The sequence below is a fragment of the Anaerocaecibacter muris genome (assembly GCF_943192945.1).
Taxonomy (GTDB): domain Bacteria; phylum Bacillota; class Clostridia; order Christensenellales; family Pumilibacteraceae; genus Anaerocaecibacter; species Anaerocaecibacter muris.
In genome coordinates, this window is record NZ_CALPCE010000002.1 from 286,646 (window position 1) to 304,378 (window position 17,733).

Annotated in this window: 11 protein-coding genes and 1 other RNA gene; 11 read left to right on the top strand and 1 reads right to left on the bottom strand. The window is 53.7% G+C overall.

Annotated elements, in window-relative coordinates; all coding sequences use genetic code 11:
- Window positions 1–364 precede the first annotated feature (364 nt).
- The 10 genes from NFR57_RS02780 to ssrS all read left to right on the top strand — a co-directional run bounded on the left by NFR57_RS02780 (window position 365) and on the right by ssrS (window position 15,895).
- Entirely contained in the window at window positions 365–1,993 is a 1,629-nt protein-coding gene (locus tag NFR57_RS02780) for a phospho-sugar mutase (protein ID WP_251182305.1), read from the top strand.
- A gap of 65 nt (window positions 1,994–2,058) precedes the next feature.
- On the top strand, window positions 2,059–3,264 hold the full coding sequence (locus tag NFR57_RS02785; RefSeq protein WP_251182306.1) for a glutamine synthetase family protein: 1,206 nt from the start codon (window positions 2,059–2,061) through the stop codon (window positions 3,262–3,264).
- 72 nt (window positions 3,265–3,336) lie between these two features.
- On the top strand, window positions 3,337–3,903 hold the full coding sequence (locus NFR57_RS02790) for an ANTAR domain-containing response regulator (protein ID WP_251182307.1): 567 nt from the start codon (window positions 3,337–3,339) through the stop codon (window positions 3,901–3,903).
- A 1-nt stretch (window position 3,904) separates the two neighbouring features.
- Complete coding sequence (gene purF / locus NFR57_RS02795; RefSeq protein WP_338022261.1) at window positions 3,905–5,323, top strand: amidophosphoribosyltransferase; 1,419 nt, start codon at window positions 3,905–3,907, stop codon at window positions 5,321–5,323.
- Between the two features lie 9 nt (window positions 5,324–5,332).
- Window positions 5,333–6,427 carry a carbamoyl phosphate synthase small subunit gene (locus tag NFR57_RS02800; protein ID WP_251182308.1) on the top strand — a complete coding sequence of 365 codons (1,095 nt, stop codon included), beginning with the start codon at window positions 5,333–5,335 and terminating at the stop codon, window positions 6,425–6,427.
- The gene (gene carB / locus NFR57_RS02805; protein ID WP_251182309.1) at window positions 6,414–10,457 is read left to right on the top strand and encodes a carbamoyl-phosphate synthase large subunit; all 4,044 of its coding nucleotides are present in this window, start codon (window positions 6,414–6,416) and stop codon (window positions 10,455–10,457) included. The genes NFR57_RS02800 and carB overlap by 14 nt, the downstream gene beginning before the upstream one ends.
- An 81-nt stretch (window positions 10,458–10,538) precedes the next feature.
- A complete protein-coding gene (locus tag NFR57_RS02810) occupies window positions 10,539–12,173 on the top strand; it encodes a CTP synthase (protein ID WP_251182310.1) in 1,635 nt (544 codons plus the stop codon).
- Window positions 12,174–12,269: 96 nt separating this feature from the next.
- Entirely contained in the window at window positions 12,270–13,469 is a 1,200-nt protein-coding gene (locus NFR57_RS02815) for an LL-diaminopimelate aminotransferase (RefSeq protein ID WP_251182311.1), read from the top strand.
- The gene (locus NFR57_RS02820) at window positions 13,466–15,559 is read left to right on the top strand and encodes a DUF4241 domain-containing protein (protein ID WP_251182312.1); all 2,094 of its coding nucleotides are present in this window, start codon (window positions 13,466–13,468) and stop codon (window positions 15,557–15,559) included. Before NFR57_RS02815 ends, NFR57_RS02820 begins: the two co-directional genes overlap by 4 nt.
- Window positions 15,560–15,692: 133 nt before the next feature.
- Window positions 15,693–15,895: non-coding RNA, 6S RNA (ssrS, locus tag NFR57_RS02825), on the top strand.
- A 317-nt stretch (window positions 15,896–16,212) separates the two neighbouring features.
- On the opposite strand, the gene NFR57_RS02830 is transcribed toward ssrS, so the two are convergent.
- On the bottom strand, window positions 16,213–16,884 hold the full coding sequence (locus NFR57_RS02830; RefSeq protein ID WP_251182313.1) for a DUF6062 family protein: 672 nt from the start codon (window positions 16,882–16,884) through the stop codon (window positions 16,213–16,215).
- A 116-nt stretch (window positions 16,885–17,000) separates the two neighbouring features.
- Between NFR57_RS02830 and NFR57_RS02835 the strand changes: the two genes are divergently transcribed.
- On the top strand, window positions 17,001–17,720 hold the full coding sequence (locus NFR57_RS02835; protein WP_251182314.1) for a hypothetical protein: 720 nt from the start codon (window positions 17,001–17,003) through the stop codon (window positions 17,718–17,720).
- The last annotated feature ends 13 nt before the right edge of the window (window positions 17,721–17,733 follow it).

The following is a 17,733-nucleotide window of genomic DNA, read 5'->3' on the forward strand; positions in this document are numbered from 1 at the left end:
AAATAATAAATAAGAGATAATAGATAATAGTTGCGGAAGTTTTGCGTTAAGCAAAACTTGATTAGAATATTATGCGGCTAACGCCTTGATTTCTCCGCTACGCGCGTGACCGCGCTACGGTCGAAATGATGGGGGGGGGTAAATACGCGCGGCGGGCGAAATTATGCTGTTTCGTGGTCTGTTTTGCTTATATTGCGCGCTGATTGCACGCCCTAATTACGGGCGACGAAAAACATGCAAATGCTTGACAGCGTGATAAAAATTTGGTAGAATAAAAAACGATGAAAACTTACCGCATAAATAAATCAAAGAGAAGTGTATCGGTGTTATACATTTCTCTTTTTTCAAAAAGGAGTGTCAGTTAATGGACCGTATAAACGATAATTATGCTGTTTGGTGCGAAAAAGCGAGTTTGTATAAAGCCGATCTCGACTCTATGTCCGACGAAGATAAGAAAGAGGCGTTTTATAAAGACTTGGAGTTCGGCACGGCGGGCTTGCGCGGTATTCTGGGCGCGGGCACAAACCGTCTTAACGTTTACACGATAGGCAAGGTCACAAAGGGGCTTGCTCTGTACTTGCTCGCGCACAAGAAATCGGGCGTGACTGTCGCTATCAGTTACGATTCGCGCAACTGCTCGGAGGAGTTTGCGCGCTATGCCGCGGCGGTGCTTGCCGAGTGCGGCATTAAGGCGTATATTACCGACAAACTTCAACCCACGCCTTATCTTTCGTACATGGTGCGCAGTCTTAAATGCGATGCGGGTATTATGATTACGGCGAGCCATAACCCCGCCAAGTTTAACGGTTATAAAGTGTACGGCGCGGACGGGTGTCAGGTAACGGACAACGCCGCGACGGAAATATTTTCGTTCATAGAGGGCGTGGACACGTTTTCCGTCCGACCCGCCGACTTCGACAAAGCCGTCGCAAGCGGCGCGATTGAGTTTGCCGACGTTACGCGCGCGTATCTCGACGAAGTGTATAAACGTTCCGTCGGCGCGGCGCGCAACGTTTCCGTCGTCTATACGCCGCTCAACGGCACGGGCGCGAGCATAGTGCCGCAAATGTTCCGCGAGCGCGGGTTTAACAATGTTACCATAGTGCCGGAACAGGCTATGCCCGACGGGAATTTCCCCACGACGCCTTATCCAAACCCCGAAAAAGCGGAGGCGTTGCGGCTTGCCGTCGAGCTTGCTAAAAAGACGGGCGCGGACATTGTTATAGGCACAGACCCCGACGCGGACAGAATTGGCGCGGCGGTCAAGACGGGTGACGGATACAGGTTGATTTCGGGCAACGAAATGGGCGTTCTGTTAATCGATTATATCTTTTCGCACGCAAAGGCGTTGCCTAAAAATCCCGTTGTCGTTAAAACAATCGTGACGACCGACCTTGCGGCGCGCGTCGCCGAGCGTTGCGGCGCGGAAGTGCGCGAAGTGCTTACAGGCTTTAAGTATATCGGCGAGGTCATTAAAAAGCTCGAACAAAAGGGCGAGGGCGATCGGTTTGTTTTCGGTTACGAGGAGAGCTACGGTTATCTTTCGGGAACTTACGTGCGCGATAAGGACGCTGTCGTTGCGAGCATGCTCGTTGCGGAAATGGCGGCGGACTATCTTAAAGAGGGCAAGACGCTTGCCGACGTGCTCGACGGCATTTATTCCGAGTTCGGCAAGTATTATCACCGCACCGTGTCGTTTACTTATGAGGGCGCGGCGGGCGCGCAAAAGATGCGGGAAGTTTTGGCAAGCGTGCGCAATAATCCGCCTGCCGAGATAGACGGCTCGGCGGTTGTCGAAAGTATCGACTATCTTACGCAGACCAAATTCGACCTGCCAAAGTCCAATGTTTTGTCGTTCAAGGCGGCGGACGGAAGCAAACTTATCGTTCGTCCGTCGGGCACCGAACCGCTTATCAAAGTGTATATCACCGCGGCGAGCGGCGGCGAACAACGTATCGACGCCATACTCGATCAAGTTAAAAAGTTTATGTGACAATCCGCAACCGCGGAATTTTCGGCAAGGCGACGGATCGGAGTAAATCCGTTCGAGGAGAAAAAATGAACTATTCCAAAAGCGAATTTTTTGATTTTTTAGTCGAGAACGACGTTAAGTTCGTTAAACTTACGTTCTGCGACTTTTTGGGCAGACAGCGCAATATTTCGGTGCTGTCCTCCCAACTCGAAGACGCGTTCGAGCACGGCGTTGCTATTGACAGCGCGGCTATAACGGGCGTTGGCGGCGTTGACTTAAAGTTAAAGCCCGTCAGTTCGTTGCTTTCGGTACTGCCTTGGCGACCGCACGCGGGCAGGGTTGTGAGCGTGTTTTGCAATATCGCCAACATGGACGGAACGCCGTATGTTTGCGATCCTATGGTTTTGCTCGCCGACCAAGTCCAAAAGCTGGGTGCGCTCGGACTCAAAGCGCAGGTCGCAACGGAGTGCGAATTTTATGTGTTTAAGGACGACGGCACGGAGGGGCTTGTGCCGTTCGACACGGCGGACTACTGCGCGTGCTCGCCTTACGACAAGTGCGAAAACCTTCGCCGCGACGTTATTTTGAGTTTGGAGGATATGGGGCTTAAACCCATTTCGTCGCACCACGAACGCGGCAACGGGCAAAACGAAATCGACTTCGAGAGTGCGGATCCGTCGGCGGCGGCGCGCAATTTTATGATGTTTAAAAGTGCGGTCAAAAACGTGTGCGCGCTTAACGGTACGTTCGCTTCGTTTATGCCGCGTCCGCTCGACGGCTCGCCGGGTAGCGGCTTGCACTTGTCTATAACGCTGTCCGGCGACAACTCTGCGGCGGCGTCTGCGGCGTTTGCGGAGGGCGTGTTGCGCAGATACAAGGAAATTACCTGCTTTGCCAATCCCACGCTAAACAGCTATAAGCGGCTTAAAAAGAACTATAAAATTTCGTACAGCGTCAATCGCGGCGCGGCGATGCGCATATTCGGCGATAACGTCGTGCAACTGCGCACGCCCGATTCGACTTGTAATATCTTTAACGTGCTTGCGCTTGTTTTCGCGGCAGGACGCGAGGGCATAGAAAACAAATTCAAACTTCGCGCGGCGGACAGTTCGACCGACTGCCTGTTCGCCTCGATAGAGGAAGCGATAGACTTTGCGGACAAGAGCGAGTGGTTGCGCGCCAACTTTGCGGGCGTGTACGACGACGTTTTGGATTCGATGCGCAAGCGTTACGTTGCGGAAGGTAAGATAAGCTCCGAGCGCGAGCGGTTCGACTTCCACATGGATATATAATCGACGATATAGCCAACATGCGCGGGATTATCTCTCGCGCACACGACGAACGAATTTTTAAAGGAGGCATATTTGGACGCACTGATTGTAGCGAGCACACCCAACCGCCAGCACGCGCTGACGGATGTGTTGCACCACGTAAAGATAAATTGCGTGGTTTGCTCGACTGCCGCCGAAGCGCGGCGTGCGTCGCTATGCCGTCCGTTCGATTTGTTCGTTATATACAGCGGGTTGTCCGACGAACACGGCAACGAACTCGCTATGGCAATTGCCGACGGCAACGACTGCGGCGGCGTGTTTATAGACGACTATATGCGCACCGAGCAGATAGAGAGCGAGCTAAACGACTGCGGAATAATAACGCTTACGCGACCCGTTACAAAGTCCGCGTTGCTCGAAGCGGTCAAGCTGATTTCGGTGTCCAACGCGCGCGTGCGTGCGCTTAAAGCGAAAAACGACGAGCTTACGGCAAAGCTCGAGGACATGAAATACATTTCACGCGCGAAAATAGTGCTCATGCGGTCGCTCGGCTATTCGGAGGAGCAGGCGCACAAGTACATCGAAAAGAAGTCCATGGAAATGCGCGTTTCGCGCGGAAAGGTTGCTATGGATATACTCAAAACTTACGAGGCGATTTAGGGTGATTTATCGAAAACTCAAAGAAGAATGCGGCGTGTTCGGAATAATATCGCCGCGCCCCATACCCGCAGTACCGTTTACGGCAAGCGCATTGATTGCGCTTCAACACCGCGGCGAGGAGAGCGCGGGGATAGCGACGTTTGCGGACGGTGCGCTAAAATGCAAAAAGGGCATGGGGCTGGTGTCGGAAGTGTTTTCGTCCGACTATCTCGAATTTGCGGCGAGCGCCAAGGTTGCGGTCGGGCACGTTCGATATTCGACGACCGGGTCGTGCAATATCGAAAACGCGCAACCGATAGAAACCGTGCACTCCAAAATTTCGCTCGCGCTCGCGCACAACGGCAATCTTACCAATTCCGCGCAAATTCGGCGCGATCTCGTGCAGTCGGGCATGATAATGCACACGACCAACGACACCGAAATTCTTAACATACTTATCGTGCGCAACATGATAGAAACGGGCGACCTCGAACGCGCGATAGTAAACGCAATGAACTTTGTCGAGGGCGCGTTTTCCATAGTAATCGCCACCAAGGACAAACTTATTGCTGTGCGCGATCGCAACGGGTTTAAACCGCTGTGCATGGGCAAGCTGGACGACGCGGTTATATTCGCGTCCGAAACGTGCGCGCTGGACGCGCTCGGCGCGGAGTTCGTGCGCGACGTAAAGGCGGGCGAAGTGGTCAGTTGCGACCTAAAAGGCAACGTCAATACATACATGCTTAACAACGCGTCGCAGAGCGGACTTTGCGCGTTTGAGTTTATATATTTCTCGCGACCCGATTCTGTAATCGACGGGATAAGCGTGTACAAAGCGCGCGAGGCAATGGGCAAGGCGTTGTACGAACAGCGTCCGACCGAAGCCGATTACGTTTGCGGCGTGCCCGATTCGGGCTTGGCGGCGGCGCAGGGCTATTCGCAGGCATCGGGAATACCGCTCGCACCCGCGTTTGTCAAAAACAAATACGTCGGGCGTTCGTTCATACTGCCCGACCAGGTTAAGCGCGAAAACGCGGTTAATATCAAGCTAAACCCCATACGCTCGACGGTGGAGGGCAAGCGGATTATACTTATAGACGATTCGATCGTGCGTTCGACGACAAGCACGCGGATTATTAAAATGTTGCGCAAGGCGGGCGCAAAGGAAGTGCACATGCGCATAAGTTCGCCGCCGTTTAAGTACGAGTGTTATTTCGGCACGGACATAGACGACCGCGACAAACTTGTAGCCAATCATTACGATGTGGACGGCATTTGCAAAAAGATAGGCGCGGACAGTCTGGAATATCTGTCTATCGACAATCTTAAAGCGGTCGCGCCCAAAACGTCGTTCTGCCTGGGTTGTTTTACGGGCGACTATCCCGCGCCCGTCACGCCCATGCTCAAACATACTTTCGACGAAACGAGAACAAACGATTAAGAGGTGGTTATGGAAAGATACCTGATTATGAAAGACGGAACCGTTTTTACCGGTCAAGCCATAGGCGCAAGCGGCACGGTTATGGGCGAGGCGGTTTTTACGACCGCAATGTGCGGATATTTATTGACATTGAGCGATCCCAGCTATTACGGTCAAATAATAACGCAGACTTTTCCGCTTATAGGCAATTACGGCGCAATCGAATCGGATGCGGAAAGCGACAGACCCTATTTGTTCGGCTATATCGTGCGCGAGCTGTGCGAAGTCGGATCCAATTACCGCAAGGAGAGCGAACTCGACGATTATCTTAAAAAGCACAATATCGTCGGCATATCGGGCGTGGACACGCGCGCGCTTACGCGCAAAATACGCAATATGGGCGTTATGAACGCCATGATCACCGACAGTCTTAAAGACCTGCCGCAAAAGATAGCCGCGCTTAAAAAGTACAAGGTTGCGGGCGCGGTGGAAAAAACGTCGTGCACGGAAGCGGAAGAACTCAACCCGATAGACGAAACGCACAAGTACAGGGTTGTGCTGTACGACTTCGGCGCAAAGCGCAATATCGAGCGCATGCTTATAAAGTACGGTTGCAGCGTCGTGCGCGTGCCGTACAACACCACGGCGGAACAGGCGCTCTCTTACAAGCCCGACGGCATTATGCTGTCCAACGGCGGCGGCGACCCTGCGGACAACGTCGAGGTTATAAATCAGCTTAAAAAGCTCAACGAAAAACGTTTGCCCACGTTCGGAATTTGCCTCGGGCATCAGCTTTTGGCGCTGTCGTTCGGCGCGAAAACCACCAAGCTCAAATACGGACACCGCGGCGGCAATCAACCCGTCAAGGATTTGGAAACGGGCAAGACCTACATAACAAGTCAAAATCATGGCTATGCGGTCAAGGCGGACAGCCTCGACCCGTCGGTCGGCAAAGTCAGGTTTATAAACGCAAACGACAAAACGGTCGAGGGTATAGATTATACGTGCGCGCCCGCATTCTCGGTGCAGTTCCACCCCGAAGCGTGCGGCGGACCAAAGGACACGGAGCTTTTGTTCGCTCGGTTTGTCAAGCTCATGGAGGAAAACGGAAATGCCCAAAGATAAAAGCATTAAGAAAGTTCTCGTAATCGGTTCGGGACCTATAACCATAGGTCAAGCGGCGGAGTTCGACTATGCGGGTACGCAGGCGTGCCGAACGCTAAAAAGCCGCAAGATAGAAGTCGTGCTGGTCAACTCCAACCCCGCCACGATAATGACGGATAAGGCAATGGCGGACGCGATCTATATCGAGCCGTTGACGTTGCCCACGCTCGAACGCATAATTCTGCAAGAAAAGCCGGACAGCATACTGCCGAGCTTGGGCGGGCAAACGGGCTTGACGCTGTCCATGGAACTTGCCAAGTCGGGCTTCCTCGCGGAGCACGGCGTGCGGCTTTTGGGCGTCAGACCCGAAACCATAGACAAAGCCGAAGACCGCGAACTGTTTAAACAGGCGATGCTCGAAATCAATCAGCCGTGCGTTCCGTCCGACGTAGTTACCGACGTGGAAGCGGCTGTGACCTTTGCCAATTCGATAGGCTATCCCGTTATAGTGCGTCCCGCGTTCACGCTGGGCGGCGCGGGCGGCGGTATTGCCGCCAACGAAAAGGAGTTGCGCGAAATAGCGCGCGGCGGGTTGGAACTTTCGCCCATACATCAAACGTTGATTGAAAAGAGCATTTACGGCTGGAAAGAAATAGAGTTCGAGGTAATGCGCGACAAACTGGGCAACGTTATTACGGTTTGCTCGATGGAAAACCTCGACCCCGTCGGCATACACACGGGCGACAGTATTGTCGTCGCGCCGACCATGACGTTGTCCGACAAGGACTATCAAATGTTGCGCACCGCCGCGCTCGATATTATATCGCATCTTAAAATCGAGGGCGGTTGCAACTGTCAGTTCGCCCTCGACCCCAATTCCGCCGATTACGCCGTTATAGAGGTCAACCCGCGCGTGTCGCGTTCGTCCGCGCTCGCGTCCAAAGCGACGGGTTATCCGATAGCCAAGGTCACGACGCTCATTGCGCTCGGCTACACGCTCGACGAAATACAAAACGCCGTGACGGGCAAGACCTGCGCTTGCTTCGAGCCTGCAATCGACTACTGCGTCGTCAAGCTCCCCAAATGGCCGTTCGATAAATTCGTGTACGCCAAGCGCACGCTCGGCACGCAAATGAAAGCGACGGGCGAGGTTATGGCGATCGCGCCGAGCTTCGAGGCGGGATTGCTCAAAGCAGTGCGCGGCGCGCTCGGCATGAGCACGCTCGAAAACCCGCACTATGCGGAACTGTCCGACGAGCAGATAGAGAGCATGCTTATGCCCGCAACCGACTACCGTCTGTTTATACTGTACGAAGCGGTCAAGCGCGGAACGAGTGTCGAGCATATCGCGGAAGTCACCAAAATCGATCCGTGGTTCCTCAATAAAATCAAAAACCTTGTCAACTACGAAAACTCGATACGCGGTCGCGCCATTACCAAAGACGAATATATGCGCGGCAAAAAGCTGGGCTACCTCGACGCGTCTATAGAAAAACTTTCGGGCAACAAACTGCCCATGCGCCGTAAAGCCGTGTTTAAAACGGTTGACACTTGCGCGGCGGAGTTCAAAGCGGAAACGCCTTATTTCTATTCGACATACGACGACGAAAACGAAGCGCGCGAATACATTGACGATAAGCGCAGCGATGCCAAGCGCGTTATAGTTTTCGGTTCGGGTCCTATCCGTATCGGACAGGGTATCGAGTTCGACTATGCGTCGGTGCATTGCGTTTGGGAGCTTAAAGAACTCGGTTACGACGTCGCTATCGTAAACAACAATCCCGAAACCGTTTCGACCGACTTTGACACTGCGGACAGGCTGTATTTCGAGCCGCTAACCGAAGAGGACGTGGACAACGTAATAGCTACCGAACGTCCTTACGGCGTAGTCGTTGCGTTCGGCGGACAGACGGCAATCAAACTTACCAAGCACCTGTCCGAAAAAGGCGTGAGAATACTCGGCACGCCCGCGGACTCTATCGACGCGGCGGAGGACAGAGAACGGTTTGACGCACTGCTCGAAAAGTTGGGCATTGCTCGCCCGCAGGGTCACACCGTCAAGACGACGGAGCAAGCGCTCGCGGCGGGCAACGCGCTCGGCTATCCCGTATTGTTGCGCCCGTCCTATGTGCTCGGCGGACAAAACATGATAATAGCGTTCTCGGACGAGGACGTAAAAGAATACATGTCCATCATACTCGACGGCAATCCCGATAATATCGTGCTTATAGACAAGTACGTCATGGGCACGGAAATCGAGGTGGACGCGATATGCGACGGCGAGGATATACTCATTCCCGGCATTATGGAGCATATCGAGCGCGCGGGCATACACAGCGGCGACTCGATTGCGGTGTATCCGTCGCAAAACATTTCCGACAAGAACAAAGAGGAAATTATAGAGTACACGCGTCAGCTCGCGACCGCGCTCAACACCAAAGGGCTTGTCAATATTCAGTACATCATAAGCGACGGCAAGATTTACGTAATAGAAGTAAATCCCCGTTCGTCGCGCACAATCCCGTACATTTCCAAGGTTACGGGCGTGCCCATGATAAAACTCGCGACGGAGTGCATGGTCGGCAAAAAGCTCAAAAAACTGGGCTTCGGCACGGGACTTTATCCGTCCGCGCCATACGTCGCCGTCAAAGTCCCCATTTTCTCTTTTGAAAAACTTACCGACCTCGATACTCACCTCGGACCGGAAATGAAATCCACGGGCGAAGTTTTGGGCATAGGCAAGACGTTGGACGAAGCGTTGTACAAAGGTCTTGTCGCGGCGGGCTACAAGATGAAGCGGAGCGGCGGCATACTCATGACCGTGCGCGACAGCGACAAACCCGAAATAGTCAACGTCGCAAAGAACTATTACGAACTGGGCTTCGAGCTTTACGCGACGCAAGGCACTGCGGAAGTAATCCGTCGCGCGGGCATGCCCGTCACGGTCGCGGAAAAGATAAACGAATCGTCGGGCTACAACACTATGAGCCTGTTGAATTCGGGCAAGATCGACTACCTCGTATCCACGTCCACGCGCGGGCGCATACCTACGCACGACGACGTGCGGTTGCGGTGCAGAGCCGTCACGCGCGGCATACCGTGCCTTACGGCAATCGACACGGCAAACGCCGTTGCTCGCGCGCTCAAAAGCAGATACAGCCAGTATAATACCGAGCTTGTAAACATCAACAATATGCGCACCGAGCGGCAACGACTCAACTTTATAAAAATGCACGGTTGCGGCAACGATTATATATACGTCGATTGTCTTACCAAACCCATTACAAATATGGAATCTGTCGCGGTCAACCTTTCGGACAGACATTTCAGCGTGGGCGGCGACGGCGTTATATTCATCTATCCGTCCGACAAGTGCGACGCCAAAATGCGCATGTTCAATTCCGACGGGTCGGAAGGGAGAATGTGCGGCAACGGCATACGTTGCGTGGGCAAGTACCTGTACGACAACGGCAAGACCGATAAACTCGATATTACCGTCGATACGATATCGGGCGAGCGCAGGCTTAAACTGTTTGCGCGCGACGGCAAGGTCAATTCGGTAAAGGTGGATATGGGCGCGGTCATACTCGACCCGCAAAAAGTGCCCGTCAACCTCGACGGCGACAGAATAGTCGCGCGCGAGATAGAAACGCCGCTCGGCAAAGTGCAAATAACCTGTTCGTCCATGGGCAATCCGCACTGCACGGTTATCGTGCCCGACGTTATGAACTGCGACGTAGAGGCATGGGGCAAGGCGATAGGCGAAAATAAAGCGTTGTTCCCCGACGGCGTGAACGTCGGATTTATGCAGATTATCGACCGTTCGCACGTCAAACTGCGCGTGTACGAACGCGGCACGGGCGAAACCATGGCGTGCGGAAGCGGCGCGTGCGCGGCGGCGGTCGCGGCGGTGCTCAACGGCAAGTGCGACAAGGACGCGGATATTTTCGTCCGACTGCTCGGCGGCGAGCTTACTATACGCTACACCGACGAGACGGTTTACCTCACGGGCGAAGCGTGCGAAGTGTTTCGCGGCACGGTACGACTGTAAGCGTTTTACAATCGAATTCTTACGCAAAAATATAACGGCGGTTTAGATAGTTCCGCATCAGATAAAACATTGGAGAAAATCATGGAAAAATATATTTTCGTTACGGGCGGCGTCGTGTCGGGCTTGGGCAAGGGCATAACGGCGGCGAGCCTCGGACTTATTCTCAAATCCAAAGGGCTTAAAGTAATAGCGCAAAAGCTCGATCCGTACATCAACGTTGACCCCGGGACAATGAGTCCCTATCAGCACGGCGAAGTTTTCGTCACGGAGGACGGCGCGGAAACCGACCTCGACCTCGGACATTACGAGCGGTTTATCGACGAAAATCTTAACAAGTTTTCCAACCTTACCACGGGCAAGGTTTATTCGACCGTGCTTCAAAACGAGCGCGACGGCGTGTATAACGGCGAAACAGTGCAGGTTATTCCGCACATCACCAACCAGATAAAAAAGTTTATCTATTCGGTCGGCAAAAAGATAGAAGCGGACGTTGTAATAACGGAAATAGGCGGCACGGTGGGCGATATAGAGAGCTTGCCGTTTATCGAGGCGATACGTCAGGTGAGCAACGACGTGGGCAGGGAGAACTGTCTGTTCGTGCACGTCACGCTCGCGCCGACGCTCACGTCCAACGGCGAGGTTAAAACCAAGCCCACGCAACACTCCGTCAAGACGTTGCGCTCGCTCGGCATTTCGCCCAATCTTGTGGTGTTGCGCACGAGCAAACCCATTGACGACAAGCTCAAAGAAAAACTTGCCATGTCGTGCAATGTAGAGCCCGACTGCGTTATAGAAAACCGAGACGCGGATTTGCTGTACGAAGTTCCGCTGTTGCTGTTGGACAGCGGCATAGGCGATATTGTAACGCGCGAACTCAACCTGCCCGACAATCCGCCGCAGCTCGACGACTGGCGCGCCATGGTGGAAATGGCGAAGAAGCGCGAGGGCGTTGTGACTATCGCGCTTGTCGGAAAATACGTTCAAATGTTCGACGCGTATTTGTCTGTCGTGGAAGCGCTCACGCACGGCGGAATACACAACGGCGTTAAGATCGACTTAAAGTGGATAGACGCGGAACGGTTGACGGACAGCACCGTTGCGAGCTATCTCGACGGCGCGGACGGCGTTATAGTTCCCGGCGGGTTCGGCGACAGGGGTATCGAGGGCATGGTTACCGCCGCCAAGTATTGCAGGGAAAACAACAAGCCGTATTTCGGCATTTGCTTGGGCATGCAGATAGCGGTTATAGAGTTTGCGCGCAACGTTTTGGGTTATGCCGACGCGACTTCGCGCGAGTTCGACCCCGCGTCCGCGCACAAAGTAATAGACATCATGGAAGACCAAATCGGGTGCGAAAACACGGGCGGCACAATGCGGCTGGGCGCATATGAGTGTATGATTACGCCGAACAGTACGCTCGCTCGGTGTTACGGCGAGGGCGTTACGTCGGTATGGGAACGGCACCGCCACCGTTACGAGTTTAACAACGCGATACGCGAAGACGCGCAAAACGCGGGGCTTACGCTGTGCGGCATTTCGCCCGACGGCAATCTTGTGGAAGCGGTGGAAGTCACCGATAATCTTTTCCATCTCGGCGTGCAGTATCACCCCGAATTCAAATCGCGCCCCGCGCGTCCGCAGCCCATATTCCGCGAATTTATAGCGGCGGCAAAAAAGTACGCGACAGCGCGTAAACCCGCCAAAAAATCAAAGTAACGAATATAAACTCCGCGTCGGCAAACGGTAACGCTCCGCCGACGGGCGGCGTATATTAAAGTGCGTCGCATGCGCAAAAAACGGGAGAATGTCGCAATGAAACTTAACAAGAATTTTAAAAACCTCAAAGAAAACTACCTGTTCGCGGAAGTATCGCGACGTGTGGAAGCGTACTCTTCGGCGTTTCCCAATTCGGATATTATAAGCCTCGGCATAGGCGACGTAACTATTCCGCTGTCGCTTAAAGCGGTGGACGCGTGCAAGGACGCGGCGATCGGGTTGAGCACGAAATCGGGCTTCCGCGGTTACGGACCTTACGACGGCTATGCGTTTTTGAAAAACGCGGTTGTCGATTATTACAAAATGCGCGGCGTGGAAATTCACGCCGACGAGGTGTTTGTTACCGACGGCGCGAAAAACGGAATAGGCAATTTCCTCGACCTTTTCGATTCGGATAATACGGTCATGATCCCCGATCCCGTTTATCCCGCATACGTCGACGCGAATATACTCGCGGGCAACAAGATTGTTTACGTAAACGCTACTGAGGAAAACGAGTTTTTGGCAATGCCGCCCAAAAAGGGCAAGGCGGACATTATATACCTATGCTCGCCCAACAATCCGACGGGCGCGGCGTATAACAAGGAACAGTTAAAACAGTGGGTGGATTTCGCGCTCGAAAACGACGCGGTTATTCTGTACGACGCCGCTTACGAAGCGTATATCGACGACAAGTCGGCGGTGCGTTCCATATTTGAAATTACGGGCGCGCGCGACTGCGCCGTCGAGTTCTGTTCGTTCTCCAAAATGGCGGGGTTCACGGGCGTCAGGTGCGGCTGGACGGTTATACCCATGGCGTCGCCGCTCAACCGTATGTGGTTGCACCGTCAAGCAATCAAGTTTAACGGCACGTCTTACGTCGTGCAAAAAATGGCGGAAAGCATGTTGCGCGGCGGTTACGAGGACTCCAAAAAGATGGTCGCGGCGTACAAAAAGAACGCGAAAATAATAACCGATAAGTTCGACGCGCTCGGCATTAAGTACACGGGCGGAATACACGCGCCGTATATTTGGTTTAACTGCGGCGTGGATTCGTGGGAGTTTTTTGACTACCTGCTCAAAAAAGCGCGCATAGTTTGCACCCCCGGCAGCGGGTTCGGCAAAAACGGAAACGGCTGGGTGCGCCTGACCTCGTTCAATTCGCAGGAGCGCACGGAAGAAGCGATTAAACGGTTCGAGCCGTTCTGGAAGGAATTTATAGACGTGCGTGACAAGCTGTTCACGGCCGTGCGTTGAAAACTACCGTAAAAATCCCCAAAAGCCGCATGATCGCGCCCATAGATTTCGGCGAGGTTTTAACCGCGCATTGCGCGTGCGGCGTCAAGCTGTCGTACACGGAGTACGCGTTTATGCAGTTTGAGAGCAAGCGGGTAACGCTGTTCGACGCATACGCGTCCGCGCACAGATACAGACCGTTAGACGTGGAATGCGGCGTTGTCGCGTTCCCGTTTTATTGCGGGTGCATGACCGACAGCGGCGAGCGCGTGGCGTACTGCGGTCTGCGATTTTGCGAGGAGCGCGCCGCAAGCTGGAAGCTGTTGGGCTTGGAGAGCGCGTTGGGTTTGCTCAATGTGGACGCGACGGCGGCGGGCGTTTCCATAACTTCGGGCGTGTGCTGTATCGCCGACGAACAGGCTTACGACGTTTATCGCAAGCATTTACAGGACGAAGTGCATCCGCTCGCGGGGCTTATCGTGCTAAACGGACAAACGCACACCGCGGTCGAGCTGTACGGCAAAAAGTACGCGGTATTTTCCACGGGCTGGGGCGACGGCAAGTATAACTGTTATGCGGGGTTCACCGCCGACGGAAGGCTCACTGCCGTAATAGCCGATTTCGGCATGATAGACTATCCCGCGACGGACGACGGGATTGCGGAAGTGGAAGTGGAAACCGACGCGGCGGATTTGTACGTTTACGATCCGACCAAAACGGAAAGCGAAAACAACATCATGCGCTGGACGGCGGCGCTCGAAAAAGCGTCCGATCCAGCGGCGCGCTTGCGCGCGTATTCGCGGCGCGGATACGCATATCACTCGGCAAAGAACACCGACGCCGCGCTTGCCGATTACATTTCGGCGGTCAAGTGCAGTAAGCAGGTGACGGACAGGGGCGAGCTGTCGCGCGCGTGGTCGGTGTACGACAACGCCGCGGAGATTTACTGCGAGCGCAGTGATTACGAATCGGCTATCAGGCTGATGAACGACGCGCTCGAAGTAAACGACAGTCTGTATTCGGGTGCGTTCGTAAGGCTGATTGATTTATACAGGCTGACCAAGCGCACGGACAAGGCGACGGAAATTGCGGAGCGCATGCAGAGCCGCCGACCCGACGACCCTGTGGCTAATATGAAATACGCCGAGTGTTGCGTTGATGCGGCGGACTACAAGACCGCGGCGGACATGTACGAGCGGCTCGCGTCCAAATTCATGCTTTACGAAAACTTGTTCGACGAAGCGTCTTGTTATATCGAGCTGGGCGATTACGCGCAGGCGGAGAACGCGCTCGAACGTCATCCGGCAAAAGAAAATTACGAGCAGTATTGGTACTACAAGGCGTATATAGCATATAAAAAACGCGATTTTCGCGCGGCGTTGGACAATGCGGAAATGTCGCACGAACTCGATAAAGAATACATGCCAGCACTGTATTTGCTCATCGATATTGAATCGTTGTTGCAGGAATATCACGCTGTGGCGCGGTACGCGGAGGAGTACAAGCGACTGCGCCCCGAAAACGAATACGGTTACAACGTTTGCGCCGAAGCGCACTTGATGCTGGGCAATTTTTCGGAGTGCGCGCGCAACTACTGCTATCTGTACGACAAAATCAAGCAGGACGATAAGTATGCCGCGCTCGCCGCGCTCGCTTGTTCCAAGTCGGGCGACAAAAAGCGCAGGACGGAAATGTTGCGCACGCTCAAACGCAAACGCAGTATGTATTATTACGGCGCTATGTACGGCGTGTATATATTAAAGTTCAGAGAATTGGACAGCGCGCTCGACAAAGTGGTGTACAACCTGCAATCGGATAAAGACTTTATACTGTTGCTCGCCGTCTACCTGTTTCAGATTAACGTGATATTGCCCGCAACGCATTTGGTGGGCGAGTTGAGCAAGGATAATTATAGGTCGTTCGAGGTGGTCGCGCAACAGATACGCATTGCCGAGAAGATAGGCGACAAGAAACAGTTTTTCAAGTTTTTGGATTACTATGTCGATCATTATATCGCGGAGGACATGCCCGCGCAGGACAAGCGCATTATTGCCGAACGGTTCATGTCGCCCGCGCGCAAACATAGCGGGTGGTTGAGCGAAATAAAATAACCGTCGCGAAAGGCTTTGCGCGACGGGCTTATATCACAAACGCGTTTACTTGTCAATAGGATAGACAAAAATATTGTGCGGAAAATTTTTGCGCGCCCATTGATTTTAATGCGCGAATTGTATATAATATAGGTACATCCTGCGGTGTACGAGATAAAGCCTTATTTATAACCTCACTCAATAAAAGGGATGGCGCGTACTCGGTGCTATGTCGGGCCCCAGTAATTTTGACGCAAGTCAAGCAGGGGAAGACAGAATATCGTGTCAGCCGACCCACCTGCCATAAGGCGGGTTTGAATATGGCTTATTATTATCTGCGGCACAGGCGGGATTTTTTTGTGTATTCATCGGCGGATACGGGCTACGTTCGGCTTGTCGGCTCGGTCGTGTAGGTGGGTCTACACTCCCTTCGCCGTCGCGCCGACAGTTGCCCGTCTGCGCCGCGACTACGCAAAAAAATGCTTTGCGGCGTGTAGTTGGTGTCGCGCCTACGCGCAAAAAGATTTGCGGCGAAAATACACCGTCGCGCCGACAGTTGCCCGTCTGCGCCGCGACTACGCAAAAAAAATGCTTTGCGGCGTGTAGTTGGTGTCGCGCCTCCGCGCAAAAAAGGCTTTACGTCGGTTATTAAATATCGATTTAAAAATCAAATTTTATTTGTTTAAACCGTTTGTAATCAGCAATTTTATTGCGTCGGTAACGGCTTCGGGGTCGGGGCGAGATCCTGCGTTTCGGAAGTCGAAGCAGTCGGCAAACGCGCGCAGTTCGGTTTCGGCGCGGCGCAGGTCGCGCGTCAATCCCGCGGTCAATGCGCCGAGATACGCGCTTGCGCTTTTGCCCGCGTACTGTGCGGCGGCATAAAGATATTGAGCGTGCTTGACGCAATGGCGCGCGGCGGCAAACAATTGGGGAAATTCTTTTTCGTTTTCGTACATTTCGGCGACAGTCATATAATACCGCGACATAGGTTCGCGGAGCGCGTCGCATATTACGCAACCGATATGCGCGTCCAGTTTTTCGGCGTGCTTTTTTGCCGATTTTTTATCGGTCGGGGCTTTTTGCACAAGCTCGCGCAAAGCCGCGGCGCGCGTTTCCAACTGCAATGCAAGCCCGAGCTTGTTTTGACCTTTGTACATTGCGCGGATATGTTCGGGACAAAAACCCACGCTGTTGGACGCTACTCGGAAATCGGGGTCCATTACGTTCTCGTCGAGGTACTGTGCGACGATCCGCTTTTCGCGCGCGGCGAAAATCTTGCACAGCGGACAGCCGTCCGTTTCGCGGTACGCTTCCCATATAGGCGCGGTCTGGATTTGGTATTGCATAATGTCGCTCCCGAAATAATATAATGTCGTATGTTTGCGCGCGCCGGTTCTGTTGTATTCGGCACGCGGCGCATAACGCAATTATAGCACTTTTTTCCCGTAAAGGCAAGGCGAATATGAAGGAATACGAATCGGGCGCTTATCTTGTGTCGCGGCGATACCGCAATCGCAAGCCCGAAAGATACAAATCGCGCCGCCCGCGCAAAGCCGCGGGCGTGCTTATAGCCGTGTTGCTGTTGCTTACGGCGGGGATTTGCGTGCTTGTCGTGTTTTTGCCCAAGCTGTCCGTGCCGACTTCGGGCGCGCCGAGTTTTAAGGGCAAGACGTATTACTTGCTCGCAACGGCGAAAGCGACCGACAGAGCGCAAGCGTCCGTCGCGGCGCAGTACGCGGCGGAGCGGGGCGGCGCGGGCTATATCTATAACGACGGAAACTATCACATAATAGCGGCGGTGTACGAGCGTGAAGCAGACGCAAAAACTCTCGCGTCGATGAACGCCGATTCGCACTATTTTGCATTGACTATTCCGCCGTCGGCGTGCGGTGCGGGCGATAAGCGCGCGCTCGAATATCTGACGGGCGAGTGGTTTCAAACTGTGTCGGCGGCGGCGACCGAGCTTGACCGCGGCAATATTACGGAGTCCGCCGCGGAGCATGCGTTATCGGTTGCGTGTCGGCGACTGTACGACTGTGCGGACGGCGCGGAGTCCGCGCGGTTTAAGCGCGCCGTAACCGCCGTATGCGAATACGTCATGCCGCAGTCGGTCACCGTTCTGTCGTATATCCGTTACGTGCAGACTTATGCCGTGGTGGCGGCGCATATAGCTTTTGCATAAACAATCGCTTGAT

Coding starts and splice junctions, on each gene's coding strand:
- NFR57_RS02815 (WP_251182311.1), top strand. CDS start 12,270: ATGAAACTTAACAAGAATTTTAAAAACCTCAAAGAAAACTACCTGTTC.
- NFR57_RS02830 (WP_251182313.1), bottom strand. CDS start 16,884: ATGCAATACCAAATCCAGACCGCGCCTATATGGGAAGCGTACCGCGAA.
- carB (WP_251182309.1), top strand. CDS start 6,414: ATGCCCAAAGATAAAAGCATTAAGAAAGTTCTCGTAATCGGTTCGGGA.
- NFR57_RS02810 (WP_251182310.1), top strand. CDS start 10,539: ATGGAAAAATATATTTTCGTTACGGGCGGCGTCGTGTCGGGCTTGGGC.
- NFR57_RS02800 (WP_251182308.1), top strand. CDS start 5,333: ATGGAAAGATACCTGATTATGAAAGACGGAACCGTTTTTACCGGTCAA.
- NFR57_RS02785 (WP_251182306.1), top strand. CDS start 2,059: ATGAACTATTCCAAAAGCGAATTTTTTGATTTTTTAGTCGAGAACGAC.
- NFR57_RS02780 (WP_251182305.1), top strand. CDS start 365: ATGGACCGTATAAACGATAATTATGCTGTTTGGTGCGAAAAAGCGAGT.
- NFR57_RS02835 (WP_251182314.1), top strand. CDS start 17,001: ATGAAGGAATACGAATCGGGCGCTTATCTTGTGTCGCGGCGATACCGC.